Consider the following 24,359-nt stretch of genomic DNA (forward strand, 5'->3'; position numbering starts at 1 on the left):
TGCTTTTTTATGGTAAATGTCTGTAATCCCCTGATCCATCTAGATCAAAGCAAATATATTATTCAGGCTTATTCTTTTAGAATTTGTTATCTAAAATACAAATAGCTTAGAAAAGGAATAAACACTCACCATAAATCTATATCTTATAGATGACAGATTTTGAGCATATTTACATCTAAATTCCCTGCTGCTGTTTGTGCAAGCATTGTTCGCACTCAAACTCATTGTCAGCGCTAGCGCTTGGCTGCTAGATGATGCAATTATTGCCATCCTGAAAATTGATTTACTGCAATTCAGGTTCAGACTGATTGCCAGCACAATCGGGGCTTTAGTCGGGGCGGGGGTGATGTTGTGTCGCTCTTAAAAATGTCGGTTTTGTCTCTCTAGGGAAAGAGCGTTATCCGGCTAATGCTAAGCATGGATGCGATCGCTCTAAGACTTTGATGGAAATTGTGCGAGCAGGCATCGAGGCGCTATCTAATGGCTCTGTTGTCTTACCCGCACCCGCAGAAGTCAGACAGTCGGCAAATGATGTAAGACTGTTTTTGTCTGACAACTGGGAAGAGCGTATAACAGAAATTATTGAGAGTAAGACCGAGCCACTCCGGACAGAACTAGAGGAGATCAAAACATGGCAGGCAGGCGAGATCGAGCAGGCAAACGCAGAATTGAGGGTAGAGCTGGGGGAGTTGGCCGCCTGACCGATCACAACGAAGAGGAATCGCTCAGGCAGGCATTGAAACAAACTCAAGACGAGCTCGCAGCAACAAAAAAGGAATTGGCAGAGAAAGATTACAACTATTCAACACTGGTAATCATTAGCCAGCAACTTAACCAGCAACTTGAGACAGAGCAAGCCGATCGCCAGCAAATCCAAGCCCAACTCGAACGGACGCGGGAAGAACTGGCAAAATTCAAAGGCAATCCCCCGTCAGCGATCGACCGGAACCCAGCACCAGCGATCGAACTACCGGAGCCGGCCGACTTGCTCAATCAGTTGAAGGGACTGCGTAAGAAATCGAAGGTGGAATTGGCAGATGTGACTGCTATTCTAGAATTTTTGGAGGAGCGGACTAATGAGAAATTATTGGGGCGAAATAATTAATGGGGAAGTTGGCGACTTGGTAGTAGCCCGCTGCGACTCCGAGAAAGTGGGGCGCGTAGTTGAAATTGCGAAGGATGGCTACGTCATCATAATCGAGGAAACATCATACAAAATTGCCGACGATGGCTTCACCATCATAGGGGAGGACACGCTAAGCAGACTTGGGGAAATTCCCCGCAGGTACACCACAAACAGCGCTTCAATCCTTTTTTTGAAAGAGCAAGGGAAGGAAGAATAAATAATAGGGGCAATGTACTTGGGCAATTGCGATCGCCCAAACAAAAAAAGCTCCCCGACCGAAATATCAGGGAGCTTTTTACACGATGGGTAATTTGCAATTGGTAATTGGCAACAGGTAATCTTTGCCGCAATTATCCGCAGTATAGCGGGTCTAGGGTTTTTGGCGATCGCGATCGGCTTTCTCTTTCTCTGCCCTCTGTTCCAGAAAGAGCTCGATTTTTTCTTTGGCTTGGACTGCTCCTCCTTTCCCTAGGTAGGTATATCCGTAAAGTGGGCAGCAAATTTGGAAGTCTCCCCGCCGATCGACCCAATACAGAAAGCTGTGGTAGAAAAACATTGCATCAATCTGGGCCATAGGTTTTTGGTTTTTGGTTATTGAATATCAGGTCGCGCCGGAGATGTCAAATCTTCTCTAACACCGTAGCGCTCGTTTATATTGTCGATGTTCAGCGGGCGATGTTCAGTGCTGTCAACTGATCAGTATTTAATTGTTGAAGTTGCTGTGGGGGTTGCCAGCGTTTGCCTAATATTTCTCGCATTTCAAAAAGCCCGATCGGCTGCTTCCACTGCTTTGGCTCGCTGACCCAAATACCCACGCCACAAATGGTATTTGAATAATAGGTGTCAAATTCCGATTGCGTAACGTAGGCGAGCTTACCTCGTTGTGACTGCTCCCACAAACGATCAATAATCAGAGGTTCACGTTTGACAACTTTAACCGTACCGATCACTTTTCCTTGTGGCAAGGTTGAGTAGATAACTAAGTTATCGCCCGTTTTCAGGGATGCCCCAAAGCTACCTTTTCGCAGTTCGATTGTTTTCGGATTGCGGTCAAGGAAGAAGGCAGAAGCCCACGTCGGGCGGACAGAGATTAGGTAAGTGCTACTGGGGTTATTCATCATCTTCCTCGTTCCGTCTTAACGCCTCCCTTAACGCTTCTAAATTCGCCACAGCCAAGTCAATGCTTTCGCTGGCAATATCAATCAATTTTTGTTCGGGCTCCTCCAGCCACGACGTATCTGTAAAGGGGTTGCAGATGTGCGCTTCGGCTCTGAGTTTTGCAGCTTGCAAGAAGGCGATGCAGGTAGCTAATTCATCAGGAATCGGCGGGTTGCCGGAATGTTCGTACTGTTTGATAGTCGGCATTGTTTTGTTCTCCTTTAGTTGCGGTCATTGTTTGTCAAGTCTTTCTCTAAGATGATGTCACCGCGCCGAACTAGCGAGCGCAAAGGTGACATCGTAAAGCTTGTCCAAGATGCAGGTTGACAAGAGTTTTAGGAACTTACGAAGCATTGTTATTTCCTCTTTCGGATTGTAGAAACTCTTGAATCTTTGGTAACTGTGCAATGAAGCCATCATCGTAATTCTCAATCAACCACTTGAGCAGCGTCTTCCCATGCTGTGAATAACTGCGTGTTGGGTGGCCATTTTTCTCTCCACATTTCAGGATTGACCTAATAATATCTCTGGGTTTCTGTCCCAGTCGAGCTGCTTCTGACACTGACTCAAATAATTGCTCAGGAGCCAGGTTAGGGTACATTTGACCAAAACCTCGAACAGTCCAAACAAACCGGGGTATTTCGCCTGACTCCTTATCCGACAAAGGTTCCAGACCTTCTGACAAAGATTCTGACTGCCCTGACTGACCCTCATTTCCTGACAATTCGCTGTTACCTTCCTGACTGTCAGAAGGCTTTTTATCGCCCAAATCGAACTCCAAATCATAAATTCGCTTCCAGTATTTAGCATCAGGCAGTTGCGGTTTTTGGGAGCTGTTGTCTACCTCAAATAAACTGTCAAAAGTATTTTTTTGAGCGTCAAAACCATCATCAATCCATGATTCTTTTACTTCAATTTGTGGCATCAGACCTAATACTGGATTGCCAATTGTGGAAAAAATAATTGGGGTTTGCTCGGTCATCGAATCAGGGATTAATAAGCTCAATTCCGCTGCTAGTCTATCCCGTGTTTCCTTGCTGGCAATTACATTTGAGTTGTTGAGCATTTGCTCGATTACGCCATAGGAACCCTGCTCCTCACCGTTGCTCGTAGTGCGTACTAAACCTTGAGCTAGCAAGGCTAAATTAAGGCGAATATTGGAGTCTGCAACCCCACTAGATGCGATATTAAAAGTTTGGGTGCAGATGAAGTACCCCACGTTATACTGACCCCCTACAGTCGCGATGCTTCCCAGTTTAGAAGCCTTGTCTTCCCATATAGCAGCATTCCTCTTTTGAGACAGGCATTGGTGAGTAGCAAACCAATCTTCAAGGATTAATTTGATTGGGCGATTGCGGTAGGTTTCCTCGGTTGCTGGTTTGGATTTCCGACTCTGCAATTTCTCATAAACCTCATCCAAAAACTTCATTGATTCCTCTGGAAGTAGTGGGTCAAATATCATAATTCGGCTGCGAGGAACGCCGGGAAAATCTTCGTATTTTTGAGCGATTACGTAAATCTCTGCCTGTGGAAATCGGATTCTCAAATCCCGCAGCCACTTATGTAGAGTGCGGGTTTTTCCAGTGCGAGTAGGGCCAGCCAAGAAGATTGAGGTATTAATACCTGCTAACGAATTCAAAACTTTGGCTGCTATTTGTCGAGCTATCTCAAGGTTTGGGTTTGACTCAATTGCTCGTGCCGAACCCGAATCTACTTTGTCGCCAGGGCTGTTGATGCCGTCTAGTGTTTGAGTACCTGTCAACTGAAACTGAAAGGGAGTTTTTTGGTTCCGCAAAAATGCGATGTATTCTTGTCTCTTCTCCTCAGACAATCCCGCAGTTTCAGCCTCGAAAACTGCTTCCTCAGCTTCCATTTGAGCGATGCGGATGTCGGCTTCACCCAGAATTTCACACTGCTTGAGAACCACAGCGCAATCGTTCGCAGTAGCATCCAAATCGCCCTGCACCTGGACTTCCCTAATTGTCACATTGCGATAATCTTCCAGCAGTTCAGCACGAGCAGCTAACTGCCCTTTTGCCAAGTCCCGCTTCTCTGCAAGAATCTCATAGTTTGCAAGCTGTCGCTCGGAGTTTTGCAAGCTTCGGAATCCAACACCTGCAACCCAAAAACTGCATCCACAAAGCGCCATCCACAACGCTTTATGTGGATTGGTTGCAGGGATTTTCTTATGAACAACTACTAGAGGATTTGCTTTCCACTTCTCTGCGTGGTACTCGGTCATGATGTAGGGTTTGCCTGCCTTGTCAACGCATTGCAAAGCACTTTTATTGCGGATGCAAAGTTGCACCCTGTTACTGGCTGTTCCTGTTAGCGCGGTTATTCCGCTACCCACCCCAATCACAAGCGCCAAGGCAACTGCTGACAGTTTGCCAGCAATCGGGAGTCTTTCAAAGGTCAGAAGCAGTGCGCGGTTTGACTTAAGTAATTGAGCGTGTTTTTCGGTTAATGGTGTCATTACTTGCTTCCTCCTTTGACTTTGAACATTAGGCAGAAAACGATAACCACAAGCGCAATTGAAGGCAAGTAGTCAAAGTCGTTGGAAGCAGGTTTTTTTACTGTCTGAATTTCTTTAATACCTGTCTCTAGGCGTGGTTCTACATCGCTTACTTGTTGCGATTCAGATAGCGGTTCAGCGAGACTAGCAATCATGCCAAGCGTCACGCCACCGCCGACAATTGCAGTAGGCAAGCGATGCTTTGATTGCCCGCTAATCTTGGCTGCTAAATAAATCTGGTAGATACCAATTGCAGCAATTGACCCGCCTGCGACTTGCATTGAATGGAACATAAAAACCACTGCCGAACCTAAGACTGTGGGTGCTACTACTTCGCAAAGATTGGCAGCATCCCGGTATTGGCGCTCGGCGTTGGTTTCCTCTGGCTGCGGTTGGTCAATTGTTGGTGCGATAACTTGCTGATATTGCTGTTGTTGTTGGTGCTGTTGCTGCTGCTGTTGCTGTTGAATGCCCCCTCCCGAAAAAGAGAGGGGACTGGCCCCGATAAATTCGTGCATAAGTCCCCTCTTGCTTAACGGTTGTTGAAGTTCATTACGTTCGCCGTCCCAGCCCCCAAACCCTAAGGCCGTACCAGTTGCCGAAACGCTGTTGGAGAGGCTGGCTTTACCAATGGTGACTGGTATTTTTTCCTGAATCCCTTTGTCCGAGCCGACTGTTGCGCGACTGAGCAGCTTCTGTCGCCTCTCCCGGAGTGATTCTTGGATGGTCTGACGTTTCTCTGCCACCTCGCCCCGATTTGCGATGGCCTCCATCTTGTTCTCGTGTCGCCACAATTCCGCTTGTAAGTCACCCGTGAGTTCGGAAGCAATCTCGGCTAGCCCGTGTTGTCGCTTGGCTTCAATTTTGAGCATTGCTGCGCGGTCTTTGGCGTCTAGTTGCTCCATCTCCGAGCCGAATTCCGCATTGAGCTTGCGGATTTTAGCGATGGCATTCCCGACTTTGGAGCCGAATTTTTTCCTAATTTCTGTCCACGTGACCTGACCATCGGCAATTTTCCCCAGCGCCTCCAGATAGGTTTCAGCGTTATCTAAAAATGGCTCTAAAACTAGGGCAAGCTGTTCGGCGTTGGCAGCTTTATCTGCCATCGCTTCAAGCTTCGTAACATCGCTCAAGTATGAAAGAATGTCAGCCTCTGTGTCTGCCCAGTCTCCCGCTTTTTCATCAATGTAGGGGCTGTGTCCCGCTGCTGGGTTCCTTATTGCGGAGCTGCTGCTGTCTCGTCCAAAATCCATAGTAAAATCTCCTTAGATGATTCCCCCAGCGCAAGCTAGGGGATAATTTACGCGGCCAGCCGATTTACTTTCTCAGGGCGATCGGCTGGCTTTGATTTGTCATTTGGTTGAGCTTGTCAGATACTCGATCTGCTCCATCGTGTCCGACAGCCGACAAATATTCACCGCGCCGCCAGCTTTCCGAAAGTTTGATCGCAGTTGCCAAATCCAGTCCAACAGCCATAAATTGGCACTCCGGGAATCCTAGGTTAAGTAGTCAAACAAAATTAATTACACAAACAACTAATATGATATAATAAAAAATATCTAGTTGTGTTCAAAGAGGTTTTATATGTTTTTACTTCGAGATATCAATCCACTTTCCTTGAAATTGCTAAACAGAATTTATCGCGAAAGCAGACATCATCAAGTGCGCCAAAGAGCACATTTTCTGATTTTAGCTTCACAAAATATCAACAATAAAAATTTAATGAAAATCTTTAAAGTTAGTTATAAGACCATGTATAACTGGTTGAATCGATGGGAATATGAGGGAATGCTCGGATTATATAATAAACCAGGTAGAGGCAGAAAAGAAACATTTAATTCCGCACAATCAGATCAAATTAGAGACTGGGTAAAATTGCAACCAAAACAATTAAAGCAAGTAGTACAAAAAATCAAAAAAGAATGGTCTGTTAATATAAGTACGGAAACAATTAAGAGAATAATTAAAAAAAAAGGATGAGTTGGCATAGGATGCGTCGAGGTGTTGGCGGCAAGCCAGACCCCATAGAATACAAGGAAAAAAAAGAAAACTTGTCAGAATTAAAACAATTAGAAGATGAGGGAAAAATTGATTTATACTATTTGGATGAATCGGGCTTTTGTGGCATTCCTTGTGTCCCTTATGGATGGCAAGATATTGGTGAATATTTGTCAATTGATAGTCGTAGAACTAAGCGTTTAAATGTCTTGGGAATCATGAATCGGCAAAACACTCTTCATGCTTATGTTTCAGAGCAGACTATTAATTCTGATGTAATCATAGCCTGCATAGATACTTTCTTTGCTGTGGTGGAGCGGCCAACAGTTATTGTAGTAGATCAAGCTTCTATTCATACTAGCAATGCCATTTTCGAGAAAATTGAAGAATGGAAAGAACGCGGTTTAACTATATTTGAATTGCCTACTTATTCACCTGAATTGAATTTAATTGAGATTTTGTGGCGGTTTATCAAATATCAATGGCTCGAAATAGATGCCTACTCTAGCTGGCAATCTCTTGTTTCATCTGTCGAAATAATTCTTAAAGAATTTGGAGATAATTATGTAATTAATTTTGCTTAACTACTTATCGCAGTTGATGCACGGACGCTCTGGCTCATCGGTAACAGGCGGCTGCAACTGAGCCCAGATTTCTGGATTGGATTCAGGCGTAATTTCAAAAACTTTGGTCATTGCTCAATCCCTCCTATTTAGAAACGCTTCCGGCATCATCTGAATTCAGATTAATGCTGTTGTTAATCGTGACGTTTCCGTGAATAATTGTCGGTTCCGGAACTCGTTTTGCGCCAGATTGATAGCCTGTGTCAAAGCCAACTGCAAAGACAAGAGCATTGGTCAATAACGCACCGCCAACCATTATCTTTGTCAGGTTTTTGTCGAAGTCTTTGTCATCATCAAGCATCGCCTAAACCTCCTCAGATTTCACGTCAATTGCATCATCACCGTCTTTCGACAAATCCTTGCGTGTTGGAGTTGGCGATGGCTTATGGTTGATAACTCTGCCAGCGATAAAATCACCCTCGATTTTCTCGACATAGTTACCACCGTTCGTGTTAATAACCCGTTTGCCGGGTTTGCCGTCTTCAAAATAAACACCGTTAACAATGCGTACCATGTTCAATCCCTCAAACTGTTAATTTGACCAATTACTTCAATGCCCTTGGCATCTGTTATTCCTTCCTCTCGTAGTTGGAGCGCAGCAGCTTGTATGGCTGACTGAGATTTGCTGGCAACTACATTAAAGGTGCGGGGTGATGAGCAAAATTCGCGTTGCACTTTCACTTTAAAAAAAGCCATTATTCAGCTCCTCCTAACTTCATCGCCCGCAGTTGAGCCAGCACTTCATTTTGGGCTTTTTGTTCAGCTTGGAATACTGCTAAAGCTCGTGCAGCGCCACGGTTTTGCGCTGCGTTGATTTCAGCATTATCTAAGTCCGAATCACGCTGTTGTGATGCTTGGTTTTCAGTTGCGATTTGTTCTAAAAGCTGGAGTACAGATTGATTCAAAGATGCCGAAGTAGAAGCAGCATTCTGGCTCAATTGAGTGATTCGGCGGTCAAGGGCGGGGGTGTATTCGGAGATTGTTAGTGAGCCACATTGAGAGGGAGAGGGCGCGGCCGGTTTCGCTTCTACCAGTTTTCGCAATTCGCTCAGTTTTCCTGCATTCAATAATTTGCAAGCTTTGAGGGCAAGCTCCGAGTATTGGGTAGCTCGTGCAGCCCCACGGCGTAGGGTTTGGATGTCCAGTCCGTAGATGCTCTGAAGCTTAGAAATCGATTGTTGCAGTCCGGCTTTAGACAACCGCAGCAGCCCCTGAATCTGCAAAGCTGAGTACCATTGCTCAGTCTCCTCTAGCTCCTCTGGTTCGACACAATTATCGATTGCTTCGGACTCTACATCAATCACGGCAAGGCTTTGGGCTTGTTCGTCGGGTTCCATAATTTATCAGGAAAAATCGGTACTTTATCGATAAAATTGATTTCTATCGATATACGTGTTACTTTAGCAATTACCAATGAACTTGTCAACAGATAATGCACCTGAATGACAAAAGGAGCTTGAAAAGGGAGAATAATGAACATCACCCTTTTCAATCGCTTTCAGTGCCAACACCAAAACCGAGAACGACTATATATTTAGACCCAGAGCTTTATCAGGCTTTGGAACGTCGGGCTAAGGAGGAAAGGAGGAGTATATCTAATTTGTGCAATATCTTGATTGAGGATGCAATGCAAATATGGCTAGAAACCAACCCCCCTCCTGAACCCAAAGACTCACCCGCAGCCAAACCAACCACAGCAAGCAAAACCAAAAGGAGTAAAACTAGCAAAACTTAAAAATGTGGTGACACTATTACTAGAACCCAGAGGAAAATCAACCGATGCGAACCAAACAATGTATCAACGTATCTATCGACCCGGTTCTTATCCAAGCCCTAGATGAGAATCGCGGCCCCACGCAGAAACTCACGCGCTCCAGCCTGGTTGAGCGCGCCGTGCGGTTGTTTCTGGCAATTGAATTTGATGATGAAGCGTCGCAGCAAAAAAGCGCCTAATCAAAGGGATTACGCGCTTTTTGCAATTTCTATATTCACCCTAACTCCCCCAAATCTTTCCACGGATTAAAGAGCTAGGACATCGCTTTCACACTCTAACAAAGAGTGAAAGCTACACTCATTGTGCCATACTCTAACGAAAATACAATTCAATCTGTAGACAATTTAATTGAATCTGCATCCCCCCACCAAAAGGATGCGCCAAACACACAACCTGACTCAATTCTAGCAGTATCCCCCCCTCAAGAGCCAGGAAATTTGGAGTTAGGGGGAGTTTTATGCAGCATCGGCGAAAAATTCCTCACCCCCGAACATGAAGCCCACATCGCAGACAGAGGATTGCTCAATCCTTGGGCCCGCGAATGCAGCTTCAGTGCCAGCATCGCCCAAGCTTCGCTCTATGGGATTTCGACAAAATCGGCGGGCATCCTGTTCATAGGGCAAAATGGGCAAGTACAATTCCGGCCTAATATCCGAGAACCGAAGCGAGGCAAAAAGGAGCCGCCAAAGTATTTAACGTCAGTCGGAGAATTTGATGCTTTCGTCCCCCCATCTCCCGATAACCCGCTCTACTGGGAGATTGAAGCCCTAAAGCGAGAAGCTTTTTATATCAATGATGTGCCTTATATTCTCCTTACTGAGGGAGTATTTAAAGCCCTTGCAGGGTGCTCGAACGGCATCCCCACAATTTCCTTACTAGGAGTAGAGCAAGGCCTCACCGGCAAAGCCCGCGACCCCGAAAATCAGCGATTTCTAGTACCCGCACTGAGAAAGCTCGCAGAGGCTGGCTTTGGCTTTATCATTGCTTTTGATGCTGATGCCGCCACAAATCCAAATGTGCGGGCGGCCCAGCGGAAATTGGCTAAGCAATTGGCTAAATTCAATGTGCCAGTGAGAAGTGTCACAGGCGACTGGACCGCTAGATCTGAGATTGAGTTCGGCGAGATAAAGGCAACCAACGGGATGGATGATTTTATTCAGCATAAAGGGATTGAGGAATTTCGAGCAATTCTCAGCAAAGCAAAGCTATTTGGTGAGAAAGAGAGTGATACCGAAGGGGAAAAGAAAGAAAAAGCAGTAACATCAGAAATCATCGGAGACGAACTCGCTGAGGACTTGCGCGACCAACTTCTGTATTCAAGTTCTCATAAATCTTGGATGAAATATAGTCTCGAATTCCCAGGAGTTTGGACACAAGTGGGAGATGATTATGTTCGGCACATAGTTCATAATTTGTGTCGAGCGCGGGGAGTAATGCCGAATAACAACTTCATCAAAAATGTTTTGGGCTGGCTCCAGCGCACATTGTTTGAATTTAAATGGTTAGAGCGACCATCAAACGAGCTTCTACCTTTTGAGGATGGCATACTAAACCTTCTAACTAATGAATGGCACGAACACGCCCCAGGATTCAGATTGACTTGGGTGTTACCACGCAAGTATCAAGGTAGCGCCGTTCATGCTGGATGGAAAAGAATTGAAATCTGGCTAGACCAAGCAACTAGGGGCAACAAGCGTATGAAAGATGAGTTGCTTGCCTTCTGTGCCGCTACCTTACGAGGAATGTCTGGGCTCCAAAAATTCTTAATAGGAACTGGATATGGAGGCACGGGGAAAGGGACTTATACTCAATTGGTAACACTGCTCGTAGGCGAACAGAATGTTTGGGTTGGCAAACTTGAAGACCTCACCAAACAAGACAAAATAGCTGAATTACAAACCAAACGGTTAGCTATTTTTGACGACCAAGAAAAATATACAGGCAATCTGTCAAATTTTAGGTCAATGACTGGCGGTGCGTTGATTAACGGTCGCAATCTTTACGAGCGTTCGGTTACTTTTAAATTCCCTGGGTTGGCGCTGATAACCGCTAACCAACCCTGCTTTCCGGCAAGTGCGCTTTCTTGGCTAAAGCGGCGGATTATTCAACACGAATTTGCATATACTCCCACTAAGCGCAATCGTAACTTAGTACGCGAATTCGAGCCAGAAATAAGCGCATTTACCAGGTATTTGCTCTCAATTCCAGTAGCAGAAATTGAGCGGATTCTAGACCCTGAAGACCAATCTATAAATGGCACATTTTGGGAGGATAGGGTACGCGCTGACCCGATGGCTGCATGGCTCAATGAATTAGTGATACATGATGCTGAGGCTAAAACTGCCGTGGGAGCGGACAAAAACGAATGGAAAGATGCAACTTACGTACCAACTAACTCCACCTTGTTTGGCTCCTATAACCATTACTGCACTGGTGGTGGATACAGCGCCAAAGGCAAAAACAACTTCTCAGCAGATTTAGTTGAACTCTGCCGGGAAGTGTTGGGTTGGAAAGATGTAAGCAAAGAGCGAGCGGCGGTTGGGGTAGTAATCAAAGGGTTGAGGTTGCGGACAGATACCGACAAAGGCATCGCGACCGTAGAGGAGTTGCTTGAACAGAAAAATGTAGACCTAGGTCTACACTGTGTAGACTTGAATGTAGACCTAGAACCTTTACCGCATAAGGATTATGTAGACCATGTAGACCTAACTTCAAGAAGTGCAGAAAAAAATGAAAATACTTCTGCTGACTCAAATCTCATTCTTGGCGCTGGCACGGATTCAGCATCACTTGACGAAGTAACCATTACTGCTGATGCTATAGAAACTTTACCCCCCCCCAAGGTCTACACGGTCTACACGAGCCATACAGAGCAAGATATTCAGCCGTCACAAGGTCTACATTCAGGTCTACATTCAGGTCAGCACAATCCAGAGCCAGAAACAGCACCAACACCGCCAACAGCACAGCCAGCACAGCCGATCGCGCCCTCAGATTTAAAACCTAAATCAGAGCAAGCGATATCCGATGCTGATGCCGAGACTATTAGAAAGTTGTCAACACAACAGCCGACATCAACGTTGTCAACGGGGTCGTCACAGTCAAAATTATTGTTGCTGCAAGATTATGCCCGACGTATTGGGGAGGCGCTTGGATACCAGTCTCCGGCTACTGCTAAGGCAATCGCTGAGTATATCCAAGAATCGATCGTCAATCAGGACATTACCGAATCTTCGTTAGCCGAGGTCGCTGGGATTGAGAACTGGCAAGCGTTTACTGCGCTTCGGAATTTGACCGAAAACGAAAAAGACTTAGTTGAAATAGTCCAGCAGGCGATCGCAAGCAATGACGCGGAGACAGCAAAAGATGTTTTGATTTCGCTCAAAGAGGTTTGTGATTCTGGTGCTGCCTCACGGCAGAAAGTTTGGAACGATGGTTTGACCGAATCCGAACGGGCAGCGTTTACTGCGCTGATTCAGTAGGGGGCGGTTGCGGGCGATCGATCGGCTACAACTCACCCGCCGTGGCCTCCGCCATCGAGAGAGAGTTGAGCGACGCGATCGACGCTGGTCAGCTTACAGCAGCCGATGTTTTGGCGGTTGTTGGCAAAACCGAATTTACCCGCTTCAAGCAGATTGCCGAATGAACCAGGCGTGAGGCTTGATCGAAGCTGCCACCAAAAAAATTAGCTGATTTTTTGTGTGCCCTAAAGTCAGGCATTTGCAGTATAAAGTCAGGCGTTTGCAGTACAAAATCAGGTATTTGCAGGTATTTGCAGGGGCTGCATTTTACCTGTATTTACCTGAAAATATCCTGCAAATGCCTGCAATTTTATGCCAAATTACTGCTTTTTTGTGTCGAGCGTACATTTGCCTGTTGAGGCTGGTTTTGGCTGTTCTTTGTTAGTAGCAAGCAATGTTTTTGCGATCGCAAACCTGACTTTTACGTGCAGAAATAAAAACAATGCACCCTTATGAATGGGGAATCCTAGGTGTCAAGGCGATCGCGCTCTTGCTGGCTATCGGATGAACGATTCCCTCGCGCTTGCTCGACATCAGCCGGCTGCTTCGCTTGCAAACAGGATAGCGAGCGCGCGAAAGCTCTTGGCATCCGCCGCCGATGCCGAACTGCACCAACTGGCTTGCGTCGTGCCCGGCAACGCTCCTTCGTAACCCAGGCTGTCGTGTACACCAACAGGCTCGCTCCTGGCTTCTTGAGCGACTGGCAGGAGCACAGTTCTATCCTTGTCCAAACTGCCCCATCAAACTTTCGAGCCTTGGCTGTCGAAAGTGAACGTGAGCTAACTTCAACTTCCAACAATTCCTATGGCACTCTTGCAAAAACCATAAAAACCATAAATTGATCATTTTTACCCCCCTATAACGTCTATTTGACATGGCTTGCTATGCGACTAGCGTACTTATTACGAGGATTTAGGAGGATTCAAGAGGTGTCGGAGTACAGAAAATCACGCCAAAAGCAACAATTCTTTACAAAAACTAATAAGTATTTATACTTAAAATGAGGCTAAAAGTAGGAAATAGGAGGTGTAATGAGTAATAAATGTGCTGTTTTCTCCTCTTTTTTCCTCCTTATTTTTGGCTAAAAATTTTGAACCAGTCAGAGCGACTTTTCTGCATTAGTTTGGTCAAGGTGCACTCGGATTGATAGGGTCAATGGGGAACCAGTGATAGCGAATTGCAGGCTTATTCGGATGGGGCGATCGATTATAGCGAGAGGGGCAGTTGCGTTCATGGTATTGAAAAGTTTTCTTTTCAATAGCGGGCGCTGTAAAAAAAGATGGTGTTAAGTGGGGCTGTCTAACGAGTGGATCTGTTAGGCAGCATCGCGCGTTTGTTCTCCAATAGTGTCTTACGATTGAGCTACTAAATGTAAGACAGTATTGGAGGCGGGTAATACAAGATAGTCGGAGATAGGTAATACAAATAAAAGTTTGTAAGATTTTTTGCTGTTAGTCTTACAAAAGAACAACTTGCATCTTTCGCTTTAGTAAGACATGATAAGACGTAAGCAGGATATATGTCAGAGAAGGAATTTATAACTTTGTTGCGACGCCGATATTATAGAAGCGCTCGACTATCTAGGCAGAGAGCGCTAGCAAATAACTCCTGCACAAATATAGCTAGGGTAGTTATTTATTTACTTAGTTTTACTTGATATTACTAAACTGCCCGACAGTGGCTAACTCATTACTACTCGGGCTTCTTGCTGTTTTCGCTCAAGCGTTAACTTGAGCAAATTTGGTACTCATCATTGGAGCTATGGTATTTACTCACAAATATAGGCACATTAAAACAAGCTGTAACAGCATTTAAATGTCGGAGTGGTATCGAAGTAATGTTTAAGGACTGTAAAACAGGAGGCTATAATCTCGAAAAAAGCTAAACTTGTGACGCTCGCCTAAAAACTTTAATTTTATTGATAGCTTTGGCTTACAGTTGCGCTATTTTACAGGGACGTAAGTTTAAGCTTATGGGAATTCAGAAATACATTGATCGCCTGATTCAGTCGAGGCGATTGCAACGTTGTCATAGTAGTTTTTGGATAGGGTTATATGGTCAATCGTGGGCGCAGCGAAGCGGAGGGAGTAGGGATGGAGTTTTGCCCTGTAACTATTGCGAAATTGATGAAAATTAGACGTAATAAGCTCCCATTCTTTGACAGTTTTTTGAGGGCTATGTCCTAGATTTTATGGTTAAGACGGGTTTTTTGTGTGTTTTTATGTCAAAAACCAAAAACACACCTGTTTACTGGTCAATCATTACTAAAAGCTATAACTGGGAAAGTTATAGTCAACAAAAAATTATGTTTCGCCGAGCTTGAATCACCCATTAATTGCGATCGCGATTTTTCTTAACTTATTCAGCAACCCCTCAATACTCTATTAGCAAAAATAGCCAATTGTGAGCGATTTCGCAGTTCCAGGCGCGCTAATAAATGCGTAACATGAGTTTTAACAGTTCCTTCAGCAATATACAATTTTTCAGCGATCTCGCGGTTAGTTGCACCATTGCTAATTAAGCCTAATACCTCTTGTTCGCGAGGCGTTAATTGAGATAAATCTTGTGCGGTTTCTTTGCTATCAGTGCTTGATTCAGGTATTTTTGCTATTAGCTTTTCCAACAATTTAGGCGCTAATTGAGTATAGCCGCGTATTGCGAGCCGAATTGCTTGCACTAACTCATCAGTCGGCATATCTTTAAGCAAATAACCCTTCGCTCCCGCTCGCATCGAATCAGCAATATATTGGTCGTCATCAAAGGTACTCAAAACTAAAACTTTAGTATCTGAAAACTGCTGACAAATGATGCGCGTCGCCTCTCTACCATCCATCACGGGCATCCGCACATCCATTAACACTAAATCCGGTTTAAAAGCTGCCACTTTCTCAATAGCAGCTTTGCCATTCTCAGCAGTTCCTACTACTTGAAAATCTGATTCCAATTCTAATATGGCTTTAAGTCCTTGACAGATCAGATTTTGGTCATCTACTAGCAGGAGGCGAATCATACTAACATTTCTCCGATAGGAATTTCCACAAAGATGCGACAACCAGCAGCAGGAGAGGTTTCAATCTGGATTTTACCTCCAATTGCACTTACCCGTTCCTGCATACTGTGGATGCCAAATCCAGCGGTGTTTTGATTTAAGCTAAATCCTTTACCATTGTCTTGTACCGTAAGATACAGATAATCCTTAGTCGTGCTTAATTTAATTTCAACTTCCTTTGCTTTGGCGTGCTTGCAGATATTTGTCAAAGATTCTTGTACAATTCGATAAATCGCTTTCACCAAATGCGGTGGGAGAGAAGTATTTAGGCTGATGTTGGTAGAGATAGATATACCAGTACCTTCAAAAGAATTTTTGACTAAAGAGGTGATAGCACTTTCCAACGTCTCATTTTCTTCTCTATCCTCGCGCAGCGCACTGACGGATTTACGCATCTCTTTCATAGCAGTTGTTCCGAGTTTTTGAGCTTGTTCTAAAAATATCTGTGCCCGCTCGGGATTACGTTGCCAAAGTTTAATGGCGGCTTGCAATTGCACGTTTAAAGCTGTCACCGCGTGTCCTAGAGAGTCGTGAATTTCCATTGCAATGCGGTTGCGTTCTCGTACTTCAGCCAAGTCTTCTGCTTGTCTGGCATACTGTCGCAATTGTTCGTGAGCAATTGCCAGTTCTGACATTATTTTGCGTTCGGATATCAGCGTATTAACTAACTTTAATGCCAGGAACAAACCCAAGGCAAACATGATAGTTTCAGCGATTAAGTGCATCCAGAATTGGTATTGTCCTTCTGAAACCAACAAAACAGTATTTTGAACGTATCGGACTTGATGCACTAGAAACAAGAATAGAGATAAACAAGCGATTGCCCACCGCCCCAGTTGTTCAAATAAAAAGCAACTGCGGATTAATACAATTACGTAGAGCGTGGGTAAGATGTGCAAATAACCTAAAGTCGCTCCATAAAAAATTAAGGCAATTTCAATGCAAGTATAGAGCAATTTTAACGGAGTTGGGCTTTTTGGCAACATCAAACCCATTCCTCCCAGCAGCCCTAAGATTAGAATGTGTTGGAACGGTAGATGTTGCTCTTCGATCGCTTCCAATACGGCAAAAGAACCGCAACTGAGGAGCATCATCCATTCGGTGTATAGCAGAAAGCGAAACGGTTGGGGTTGGAATTTCAATAAACCATTCATAGGGTGAGCCGATCGCGTGGTATTTCATTCCATTAAGACGCATTCTTCACCGCCACAGCACAGTCAAAGGCAAATTTACGACTTTCGTTGAGTTTGCGTGCAAAAGCTCTATCTAAAGTCGTAAGCAGATTTACTTAGTGACTGGCAAAATTCAAGTTGGGATGCGAGTTGTTTTTCAGATACCCCTCTTCTGTCACTAAGCGGAAGAAGAAAATAAAAAGGCGTTGCTGAATTTAGGTATGATAAGTACGGTCAAGGGATGTTTGGGCTACCCAATTTGCCTCGTTTGAGCGCGATTGAAATGATACGATGGATAGGGAACCGGAACATCCCAAAACTTAAGATAATGAATTACTAACCTCATTGAATGTTTGAGCATTTCTCCCGACTTAGAATAGCACAGTGTCTTGCGATGAAGTCTGGCTAAATAATGTCGTAGTCGCGTATTCTCGCCCTCTACTCTGGTCATGTAAGTTTTACAGATAATTTGGTCTCCATCTGGAATAAACATGGTAAACTGACCATCCATCTGTGATATAAAAGTAACATTTCCAATGACCAACGCGCCTCCCATAATGGCCGAAAAGTTGTAGCACTATGAGATCCCAATACCTATCCTAAAATCTCTGGCTGAAAGTGATTTACTGCCGTCGTTCGCCAAATCTTATTTTTTTACCAACAAACGTTTCTAGTTAGTTCATCAAGTTCTCCCACCAGGGGATTTGTGTCTGATTCGTAAGCATCAGGAAGCAATTTTCCTACTTGCTTAACCCAATTTATAATGCTGGTGTGATGTACTCCTTTAATCCTCTTAAGTGCTCGAAAACCCATACCATTGACCGACATTTTGAGGCATTCACGTTTAACTTCTGAGCGAGTAACCTTTTTGAGGTTGGTAGCAATCTAGAAATTGTCTGCCACAACCGACACAAATATAATTCTGTTTACCTTTTTTATGACCATTTTTATTAACATGAGTTGACTAACATTCAGGACATTGCATAAGCTCTGCGTTTTTTGAAGTGTTCTTTTTGGGCGCTCACACTATAAAATTATCATACCCTTATTCCCCACATTCCGCACCCCCAACTGGCACATACGCGAATTGAGTAGCTCAAAGTCGATCTTCGGAGACAATAGTGAGTAAAAACACTTAAAAAATGGTGTAACGAAGCATTACCCAGTTGTCCATTGCTGAAAATTGAGGCTGGGGCGTGAGTTAAATAGTCATGCCGGTTAAAATTAGACTCTGTAACAGGATTGACAACCAAAATGCGTTAATTGCGATCGCAACCGAGTGTCAATCATCAGCCAAAAATAGTGTAAACTCAAGTCAAGAGAAACAATAAAATCACGATTTAACAGAAGAGTGCAGAAAGCAACTGAAATCAAAGTAGAAAACTTAGACCACCTAGGTTTGATAGCAGGTCTAATTGATGAAATAGGAATCGTGCAAAAAATCAATGAGTTAGTAGGCGAACAACCAGGTGAAATTGTCAGCCCCGGCTTGGTAGTTAAAGCCATGATTATCAATGGATTGGGCGTCGTCTTTGCCCCATTATACTTATTTTCTAAATTTTTTGAAGGAAAAGCAATAGAACCTTTCCTAGGCTCAGGAATTCAAGCATCACATTTAAATGATGACCGCTTAGGAAGAGTATTAGATAAATTATATTTGGCAGTAATTACGAAAATATTCACAAGCATTGCGCGCTTAAGCAGCTCAAAAATTAGAGATAAAAACCGAGACATCGCATTTAGATTCAAGCTCCTTTCATCTACATGGCAAATATGAACGAGAGTTGCCATCAGTATCTTTTTCTAGTAAACAAACCGATGAAAGTCAATCATATATTTCATCAACTAACAATCGGGAATCCCAGTACCAATTAAAATTACCTACGGCTATTCTCGCGACCATCGCCCCGACCTAAAACAATTCATTTTAGACCTAATTTGTAGTGGAGATGGAGATGTACTACTATTTTTACGAGTAGCTTCAGGAAACGAATCAGATAATTCCATATTCGCCTCAATTTGTCAAGACTTTAAAAAACAATTAAATCTCGACAGTTTAATGGTAGCTGACAGTGCATTATATACAGCTCCAAACTTAGAAATGTTAACCAACTTAAGATGGTTGACTCGTGTGCCGCTAAGCCTGAAACAAGCGTAGCAAATGGTATCTCAATTAAAAGTCACAGAATTTAGCGACAGTTCCGTGATAGGATATCGTTGGTCAGAACAGAGAAGTAATTATGGTGGAATTGCACAAAGATGGTTAGTGATAGAGAGCAGTTTTCGCGGTGAATCTGACCGACGTAAATTAGAAAAAAATCTCCAAAAAGCTGAACTTGAGGGTCAAAAAAAATTGCGAGAATTATCAAATATTGAATTTGCTTGTTCAGCAGATGCCTCTTCAGCAGCTAATCGCTTATTCCCACAACTAAAGTATTACAATTTAACTCAAATTAGCAGCACAGAAGCGACAGCCAAAACAGACAGTAAGGCGATTAGCTCTACTGCCAAATCAAGCTCTCGCTTGATATTTAAAGTTCAAGCCCAACTCGAGTTAGATACTAGTGTAATCGCCAAAGAGACTCAAGCTAGTGGTAGATTTATCTTAGCTAGTAATGTCCTGGATGTGGAGGAATAAAAACCGGATGACATGATTGTGAAATATAAGGCTCAGCAGTCAGCAGAGAGAGGGTTTGGGTTCCTAAAAGACCCGCTATTTTTTACTAATAGTGTATTTCTCAAGTCGCCGGAAAGAATAGAGGCTTTAGCTTTAGTAATGGGTTTGTGTTTGTTAGTATATACTTTGGGTCAAAGGTTACTGCATCACAACTTGCAGCTTAGTAATTCAACCGTAAAAAATCAGTTGGGTAAGGGAACGAATCGACCTACTTTACGATGGATATTTCAAAGTTTTCAATCAGTTCATGTCGTTGGTATTCAAGGAGTTCAGCAAGTTTCTAATTTGACAGCCGAACGGTTGGCGATATTAAATTTGTTTCCCGTTACTTGTCGGTCTTATTATTTATTGCTGTGAAATGAATTCGAGCAGTTAATTAGTAAATTTGATTTGAATTTAATCGATAGTTGATTCAGCAGTGATGTTAATCGTCACCATCGGGGCGATATATGCTGGGAATTAATAGTTAGTTTGGGTGTGATTTTTGACGTTTTATAGATTAAGAAGATTTAGTTCATGCCCGAACGTCAATTTTGAGGAATGGACAACCGGGTGATGCTTAGTTACACAAATTTTTAGGTGTTTTTACTCACTATTGTCTTGGAAGATCGACTTTGATCTACTCAATTCGCCTATGTGCCAGTTGGGGGTGCGGAATGTGGGTTATTCAGCAACGCCGTTCGTTAAATTTCAGGGAGGTTAAACACCATGACTTACGGTTACACCATACAACTGCAAGCCCAAAATCACCAGTTGCAGCAAACCCAGACAGAACTCCTGCAAGCCTTAGAACAGGAGCGATCGCTCCTACGGCGCATTGAGGAGATGGCCGCGAGCGAAGAACGCAACCGAATCGCCCGCGAGATTCACGACTCTCTGGGACACGCCCTGACTGCCTTAAACATTCAGTTGCAAGCTGTCGCTACCCTGTTGCCCACTGACTAGGCTCAAGCCCAGTCTTTTCTGACTCAGGCGCAACGACTGGGTAAAACTGCCATGCAGGAGGTGCGGCAATCGGTCAGGAGGTGCGGGCAGATCAACAAGTCGAACAACCTTTAGAAGAAGCGATCGCGGATTTAGCGGAAGAGTTTCGGCAAGTCACTGGCATCACCCCCACAACTTGCATCCAACTAGTACAGCTCGGCGAAAATAGAATACCCACTAAACCGCTAATACTTTACCCTTATAAGTCCACTTGAAGGGCTTTGCCATAGTTCGATTAAAGTAGTCGATGAAATCTAATATCCGGTTTTTTAGTTCATTGGTACTCGTGAAAGTTCCCCGTCTGAGCAGCTTACGGACAAGGATACTAAACCATATTTCAATTTGATTAAGCCAAGATGAGTGTTTGGGCGTGTAATGGAAAACAATTCGATGCGTTGGGTCACTTAAAAAGGCTGCTCGTGTTTGCATTGATTGAAGGATGCCACTTTTACCCTTAACACCCAAATTAATTTCTAATCCTTCCAATTCAACTACAAGGCGAACCAAAGATTCAGACTGATGAGTATTGAGGCAATCCATAATTAAATGCCACTTTTTGGTATCAGGGTCGCAAAGCGAGCAGAGCAGATAGGTTTTGGGCAAAGTCTTGTTCAGTTCGTGAGTCTCCACAAGTCGGATAGATAACTTGGCCTGTCACAATATCGAAGTTGGCAATTAATGCCTGTGTGCCATGACGGATATACTCAAATTCTCGTCGTTGAACTTTACCTGGTCGCAATGGTAAGTCTTTCTCTTTACGTTCAATTGCTTGAATACCTGTCATTTCATCAATGCAAACTGTTCGTTCCCCTACGACAGCTCGTTCTATTGCTGTGATGTATAAGTTAGTGATGTTTTGGACTTTGGCATCAAATTCTTCATCTAGGGGGGGGAGTCAACCAGTAGCGACTCTGAGTAAGGCTTAATTTGGGCTTCTTCTAATAACCGTCCTACATGACGTGGAGATATACTTTCGACCCTACCTTGTTTAACCATCTCTTCTGCTAATTCCCTTGCCGTCCAATGACTGATTGGTCGTCCGCAATCTTCTGGCTCACAACAGGCAAGGGCAAATAATTCTACAACTTGCTCCATACTAAATTTGGCTGGCGCACCACAGCGCTCTGTGTCTTGCAAGCGTTCAATAACTGGTAATTTTCGCTCACTTAACTCTAACCATCGATGCCGCCATCTACGAGCCATGAATCGAGTGATGCTCAATTCCCGTCCAATATCACGGTTATTCTTCCCTTTGTCTGCCAGCAGAATTATTTTTGTTCGCAGTGCTATTTGTTGTGGCGTGCTACGGCGATTGAGCAGCTTTTCTAACTCTTGACGCTCACACTCACTTAGGGTTAATGATTTTGGAGCTAATTGTGCCATGTTTTCGTTCCTTATGTCTGTTCTGAGTGCAATTTATCTCACTTAGCCCCAGTCTCCCATAAAATAGGTACTTTATTTCCGCCATGCTGTACTAGCAGAGGCTATACCGCCACTTATGTCTAAAACCCTTTACCGAGTGGTGCAAGAGGCATTGACAAATATTTCTAAATATGCTGAGGTCACAAGAGTGCAAATTCAGCTGGTCACGACGGGCGATTGTCTCCCAGACGGCAAAGGCGATCGCGTTTGCCTCACTATTGAGGATAATGGCAAGGGATTCAGTTTTGACCAGAAAACAACTGGGTTTGGATTGCAAGGAATGCAAAAACGGGTTGCTGCCCTAGAGGGCGCTTTCCACCTGACAGCCAAACCGGGAGCGGGTTGTCAGATCAAGGGTGAACTCCCCTTACCAGAGATGCTGCAATGATTCGCTTATTACTTGTGTCGGGTTATGTCATATTCCTCGATTTTAAAATGCCCCATCCGAGGGCTGGGATGGGGCTACACAGCGTCTTTGCGACGAACTTCAGCATCTTAAGTTGGGCCAAAGCCGGCTGTCGTTTGATTTTCGGATTCTAGGACTCGCGCTGGGATATGCTCGCTTTGCGGGGGCCCGGATTGAGTCGATGTGCCAGCTCCGCCGCGTGATATTGAAAGTGACCGGCGACAACCTTGTACCCGTTACTGTTTCGCCGTGCCACGCCTGGGAGTTATCAAGCCGCCGTGAGCCAAACTCAACTCGCCTGCTATTTCTAGTTCGTTGCGATCTTCGTTACTGGTAGGCAAATCAGATACTATGCGCTTGACCGAGACTAACGAGAGCATTAGTTTCAAGGCGGAAATCGGCTTAGCCGTAGGCACTCTCCATAGTTGGTGCGGTAGCGTCGGTGTGGCGATCGGTTCTGGGGTGATCGGAGTTTTTTCGGGCAGTGGTTTTGTTCGTACTAGATAAATACTAGCAGTGCGTCTAGTATTTATCTAGTAATAAAGCTAGTTTTTGTGTCTAGTATTTCTCAGTCAATGCTAGTATGTCTGTCTAGCTTATGTACTAGATACCGCTAGCGATGGGAGGGTTCGCTAGCGGTCAGGCAACTGTTGCTGATAGTCTTGGAGCTCGCTGAGCTTGGCTTGTAGCGCTGCGATTTGGGCATTCGTGGCGTCGATTTTTGAGGCGATTTGAGCGAACTTGTTGGCTAACAGAGCTATTGTTCTTCGTCCTTTGGTTGTGGGTGCTGATTGTGAAGCGTATGTAGAGAGAGATTTGTGTCGTTTCCGTTTCGCTGTATTTGTATACTAGCATGATGTCTAGTATACATTGAGTCTAGTATTTTTATAGCACCGACACTAGACAAAAAGCGAGATTAAGCTGCTAGACAAAAAGCTAGAGGCGCTAATTTTAAGCTAGCGTGATACTAGACAATTAAATAGCATTATGCTAGACTGCGGCTAGTTTATTACTAGACAAGACTATGACGAGCAAAACTAATAAGCCCGAAACCACTACAAATAAAAGGCTTCAACTCAACTTGAGACTGGACGGACGGGAGGACTTGCTAGAAGCTATCAAGGCCACCGCCGAAACCAAAGGCTTAAGCGTCAATTCTTGGGTTGTGGGCTTGCTGGAGTCAGCGACGGGGATGAAACCTGCTAGTGCAGCGCCGACAGGTGGGGATTTAGAATCAACCATCGCCCCCTTGCTAGACAAGTTGCTAGCAGAGAAGTTAGCCAGCTTTGAGGAACGGCTGGGAAAATTGAGTGCCTGAGTGAGTCATCGCCACCACCATCACTCAGGCAAGAATTAGAGGCTAAGGATAAAGAATTGGGATCAAGGACGCGGCAACTAGAAGAGCAAGACCGGGAACTGTTAAAGTTTCATGAGCGGATCGGGGACTTATGGCTTAAGGTGCCAGATTTGAAGGAGCAATTAGAGATAGAACGTGCCGATCGTAAAGATATTGAGGAGGAGTATTGGGATAAGGTGGAGGCTCTAACAGAAGTGCGATCGCAACTCGAAGCCGAACGCGCCGATCGAGCGCAACTCGAAACCCAACTCGCAGAACTGCAAGCGCAACTTGCAACACTGGCAGCCGATCGTGCCGCTTCCCAAGCCGAACTCCGATCGCAACTTGCAGCAGAACGCACCTCGCGCCAGCAACTCCAAACCGAATTAGCCTTCCCACGGGAAGAACTAGCAAAACTTAAAAAAAATCCGCCGCCTGCTACTGCACAGAACCCGCCACCAGCGATCGAACTACCGGAGCCGGCCGACTTGCTTAACCAGTTGAAGGGACGGCGTAAGAAATCGAAGGCCGACTTGGCAGACGTTGAGGAAATTTTAGAAATCCTAGGGGGGGATATCAATTAAGGTATGCAAGAAAT

At 44.4% G+C, this 24,359-nt stretch carries 29 protein-coding genes and 2 pseudogenes; 14 read left to right on the forward strand and 17 right to left on the reverse strand.

Annotated elements, in window-relative coordinates; all coding sequences use genetic code 11:
* The first annotated feature begins 196 nt into the window (after nucleotides 1–196).
* The 3 genes from QUB12_RS31825 (at nucleotide 197) to QUB12_RS31835 (ending at nucleotide 1,343) form a co-directional block, all read left to right on the forward strand.
* Nucleotides 197–364 (forward strand): hypothetical protein, encoded by a 168-nt coding sequence (locus QUB12_RS31825; protein ID WP_333310196.1) that lies wholly within the window; start codon nucleotides 197–199, stop codon nucleotides 362–364.
* A 267-nt stretch (nucleotides 365–631) separates the two neighbouring features.
* Nucleotides 632–1,105 carry a hypothetical protein gene (locus QUB12_RS31830; protein WP_333310198.1) on the forward strand — a complete coding sequence of 158 codons (474 nt, stop codon included), beginning with the start codon at nucleotides 632–634 and terminating at the stop codon, nucleotides 1,103–1,105.
* Nucleotides 1,077–1,343: a hypothetical protein gene (locus tag QUB12_RS31835; protein ID WP_333310200.1), complete on the forward strand. Its 267-nt coding sequence runs from the start codon at nucleotides 1,077–1,079 to the stop codon at nucleotides 1,341–1,343. Before QUB12_RS31830 ends, QUB12_RS31835 begins: the two co-directional genes overlap by 29 nt.
* Nucleotides 1,344–1,496: 153 nt before the next feature.
* On the opposite strand, the gene QUB12_RS31840 is transcribed toward QUB12_RS31835, so the two are convergent.
* The 6 genes from QUB12_RS31840 to QUB12_RS31865 all read right to left on the reverse strand — a co-directional run bounded on the left by QUB12_RS31840 (nucleotide 1,497) and on the right by QUB12_RS31865 (nucleotide 6,275).
* Nucleotides 1,497–1,700, reverse strand: coding sequence for a hypothetical protein (locus tag QUB12_RS31840; protein ID WP_333310202.1), 204 nt, complete (start codon nucleotides 1,698–1,700; stop codon nucleotides 1,497–1,499).
* A 91-nt stretch (nucleotides 1,701–1,791) separates the two neighbouring features.
* The gene (locus QUB12_RS31845) at nucleotides 1,792–2,247 is read right to left on the reverse strand and encodes a hypothetical protein (protein ID WP_333310204.1); all 456 of its coding nucleotides are present in this window, start codon (nucleotides 2,245–2,247) and stop codon (nucleotides 1,792–1,794) included.
* Nucleotides 2,237–2,491 (reverse strand): hypothetical protein, encoded by a 255-nt coding sequence (locus tag QUB12_RS31850; protein ID WP_333310206.1) that lies wholly within the window; start codon nucleotides 2,489–2,491, stop codon nucleotides 2,237–2,239. Before QUB12_RS31850 ends, QUB12_RS31845 begins: the two co-directional genes overlap by 11 nt.
* A 136-nt stretch (nucleotides 2,492–2,627) precedes the next feature.
* Nucleotides 2,628–4,760, reverse strand: a complete 2,133-nt coding sequence (locus QUB12_RS31855; RefSeq protein ID WP_333310208.1) for a hypothetical protein — start codon at nucleotides 4,758–4,760, stop codon at nucleotides 2,628–2,630.
* Entirely contained in the window at nucleotides 4,760–6,052 is a 1,293-nt protein-coding gene (locus QUB12_RS31860) for a hypothetical protein (protein WP_333310210.1), read from the reverse strand. Before QUB12_RS31860 ends, QUB12_RS31855 begins: the two co-directional genes overlap by 1 nt.
* Before the next feature lie 64 nt (nucleotides 6,053–6,116).
* Nucleotides 6,117–6,275 (reverse strand): hypothetical protein, encoded by a 159-nt coding sequence (locus tag QUB12_RS31865; RefSeq protein ID WP_333310212.1) that lies wholly within the window; start codon nucleotides 6,273–6,275, stop codon nucleotides 6,117–6,119.
* Nucleotides 6,276–6,383: 108 nt separating this feature from the next.
* On the opposite strand from QUB12_RS31865, the gene QUB12_RS31870 reads away from it, so the two are divergent.
* Nucleotides 6,384–7,381 (forward strand): IS630 family transposase gene (locus QUB12_RS31870; protein WP_333310214.1). Its coding sequence is split into 2 segments (ribosomal slippage): nucleotides 6,384–6,774 and nucleotides 6,774–7,381, totalling 999 coding nucleotides; the frame shifts between segments, so codons are not numbered across the junction.
* A 124-nt stretch (nucleotides 7,382–7,505) separates the two neighbouring features.
* Here QUB12_RS31870 and QUB12_RS31875 read toward each other — a convergent pair.
* Genes QUB12_RS31875 through QUB12_RS31890 form a run of 4 tightly spaced genes read right to left on the reverse strand, consistent with a single transcriptional unit; the run spans nucleotide 7,506 to nucleotide 8,757 of the window.
* Nucleotides 7,506–7,721, reverse strand: a complete 216-nt coding sequence (locus QUB12_RS31875) for a hypothetical protein (protein WP_333310215.1) — start codon at nucleotides 7,719–7,721, stop codon at nucleotides 7,506–7,508.
* A 3-nt stretch (nucleotides 7,722–7,724) separates the two neighbouring features.
* Entirely contained in the window at nucleotides 7,725–7,934 is a 210-nt protein-coding gene (locus tag QUB12_RS31880) for a hypothetical protein (protein ID WP_333310217.1), read from the reverse strand.
* 2 nt (nucleotides 7,935–7,936) lie between these two features.
* On the reverse strand, nucleotides 7,937–8,116 hold the full coding sequence (locus tag QUB12_RS31885; RefSeq protein WP_333310219.1) for a hypothetical protein: 180 nt from the start codon (nucleotides 8,114–8,116) through the stop codon (nucleotides 7,937–7,939).
* Complete coding sequence (locus tag QUB12_RS31890) at nucleotides 8,116–8,757, reverse strand: hypothetical protein (protein ID WP_333310220.1); 642 nt, start codon at nucleotides 8,755–8,757, stop codon at nucleotides 8,116–8,118. Before QUB12_RS31890 ends, QUB12_RS31885 begins: the two co-directional genes overlap by 1 nt.
* Nucleotides 8,758–8,921: 164 nt before the next feature.
* On the opposite strand from QUB12_RS31890, the gene QUB12_RS31895 reads away from it, so the two are divergent.
* The 4 genes from QUB12_RS31895 (at nucleotide 8,922) to QUB12_RS31910 (ending at nucleotide 12,840) form a co-directional block, all read left to right on the forward strand.
* On the forward strand, nucleotides 8,922–9,155 hold the full coding sequence (locus tag QUB12_RS31895) for a ribbon-helix-helix domain-containing protein (RefSeq protein ID WP_333213248.1): 234 nt from the start codon (nucleotides 8,922–8,924) through the stop codon (nucleotides 9,153–9,155).
* 44 nt (nucleotides 9,156–9,199) lie between these two features.
* The gene (locus QUB12_RS31900) at nucleotides 9,200–9,373 is read left to right on the forward strand and encodes a hypothetical protein (protein ID WP_194010830.1); all 174 of its coding nucleotides are present in this window, start codon (nucleotides 9,200–9,202) and stop codon (nucleotides 9,371–9,373) included.
* Between the two features lie 123 nt (nucleotides 9,374–9,496).
* Nucleotides 9,497–12,676, forward strand: a complete 3,180-nt coding sequence (locus QUB12_RS31905) for a DUF3854 domain-containing protein (protein ID WP_333310223.1) — start codon at nucleotides 9,497–9,499, stop codon at nucleotides 12,674–12,676.
* On the forward strand, nucleotides 12,619–12,840 hold the full coding sequence (locus QUB12_RS31910; protein WP_333310225.1) for a hypothetical protein: 222 nt from the start codon (nucleotides 12,619–12,621) through the stop codon (nucleotides 12,838–12,840). The genes QUB12_RS31905 and QUB12_RS31910 overlap by 58 nt, the downstream gene beginning before the upstream one ends.
* A gap of 341 nt (nucleotides 12,841–13,181) precedes the next feature.
* Here QUB12_RS31910 and QUB12_RS31915 read toward each other — a convergent pair whose 3' ends face one another.
* The 5 genes and pseudogenes from QUB12_RS31915 to QUB12_RS37690 all read right to left on the reverse strand — a co-directional run.
* On the reverse strand, nucleotides 13,182–13,304 hold the full coding sequence (locus tag QUB12_RS31915; protein ID WP_333310227.1) for a hypothetical protein: 123 nt from the start codon (nucleotides 13,302–13,304) through the stop codon (nucleotides 13,182–13,184).
* Between the two features lie 1,773 nt (nucleotides 13,305–15,077).
* Nucleotides 15,078–15,725: a response regulator transcription factor gene (locus QUB12_RS31920; RefSeq protein WP_333310229.1), complete on the reverse strand. Its 648-nt coding sequence runs from the start codon at nucleotides 15,723–15,725 to the stop codon at nucleotides 15,078–15,080.
* Entirely contained in the window at nucleotides 15,722–16,918 is a 1,197-nt protein-coding gene (locus QUB12_RS31925) for a sensor histidine kinase (protein WP_333310231.1), read from the reverse strand. The genes QUB12_RS31920 and QUB12_RS31925 overlap by 4 nt, the downstream gene beginning before the upstream one ends.
* Before the next feature lie 268 nt (nucleotides 16,919–17,186).
* Nucleotides 17,187–17,492 carry an IS1 family transposase gene (locus tag QUB12_RS37685; RefSeq protein WP_445300685.1) on the reverse strand — a complete coding sequence of 102 codons (306 nt, stop codon included), beginning with the start codon at nucleotides 17,490–17,492 and terminating at the stop codon, nucleotides 17,187–17,189.
* Between the two features lie 288 nt (nucleotides 17,493–17,780).
* Nucleotides 17,781–17,891 (reverse strand): annotated as a pseudogene (locus QUB12_RS37690) (IS1/IS1595 family N-terminal zinc-binding domain-containing protein); the annotation flags it as partial.
* 396 nt (nucleotides 17,892–18,287) lie between these two features.
* Here QUB12_RS37690 and QUB12_RS31935 point away from each other — a divergent pair.
* Nucleotides 18,288–19,970, forward strand: a pseudogene (locus QUB12_RS31935) (IS1634 family transposase).
* A 351-nt stretch (nucleotides 19,971–20,321) separates the two neighbouring features.
* Complete coding sequence (locus QUB12_RS31940) at nucleotides 20,322–20,558, forward strand: histidine kinase (RefSeq protein WP_333310232.1); 237 nt, start codon at nucleotides 20,322–20,324, stop codon at nucleotides 20,556–20,558.
* 216 nt (nucleotides 20,559–20,774) lie between these two features.
* Here the strand turns inward: QUB12_RS31940 and QUB12_RS31945 are convergent, their stop codons facing one another.
* Nucleotides 20,775–21,227 carry a transposase gene (locus QUB12_RS31945; protein WP_445300686.1) on the reverse strand — a complete coding sequence of 151 codons (453 nt, stop codon included), beginning with the start codon at nucleotides 21,225–21,227 and terminating at the stop codon, nucleotides 20,775–20,777.
* Between the two features lie 252 nt (nucleotides 21,228–21,479).
* Nucleotides 21,480–21,980: a helix-turn-helix domain-containing protein gene (locus QUB12_RS31950; protein ID WP_333310234.1), complete on the reverse strand. Its 501-nt coding sequence runs from the start codon at nucleotides 21,978–21,980 to the stop codon at nucleotides 21,480–21,482.
* 115 nt (nucleotides 21,981–22,095) lie between these two features.
* Between QUB12_RS31950 and QUB12_RS31955 the strand changes: the two genes are divergently transcribed.
* The 4 genes from QUB12_RS31955 (at nucleotide 22,096) to QUB12_RS31970 (ending at nucleotide 24,345) form a co-directional block, all read left to right on the forward strand.
* Entirely contained in the window at nucleotides 22,096–22,407 is a 312-nt protein-coding gene (locus tag QUB12_RS31955; protein WP_333310237.1) for an ATP-binding protein, read from the forward strand.
* 369 nt (nucleotides 22,408–22,776) lie between these two features.
* Nucleotides 22,777–22,932, forward strand: coding sequence for a hypothetical protein (locus QUB12_RS31960; RefSeq protein ID WP_333310239.1), 156 nt, complete (start codon nucleotides 22,777–22,779; stop codon nucleotides 22,930–22,932).
* Between the two features lie 517 nt (nucleotides 22,933–23,449).
* On the forward strand, nucleotides 23,450–23,743 hold the full coding sequence (locus QUB12_RS31965; protein ID WP_333310241.1) for a hypothetical protein: 294 nt from the start codon (nucleotides 23,450–23,452) through the stop codon (nucleotides 23,741–23,743).
* A 56-nt stretch (nucleotides 23,744–23,799) separates the two neighbouring features.
* Entirely contained in the window at nucleotides 23,800–24,345 is a 546-nt protein-coding gene (locus QUB12_RS31970) for a hypothetical protein (RefSeq protein WP_333310242.1), read from the forward strand.
* Nucleotides 24,346–24,359 lie beyond the last annotated feature (14 nt).

The organism is Microcoleus sp. B7-D4 (genome assembly GCF_036705125.1).
Taxonomy (GTDB): domain Bacteria; phylum Cyanobacteriota; class Cyanobacteriia; order Cyanobacteriales; family Microcoleaceae; genus Microcoleus.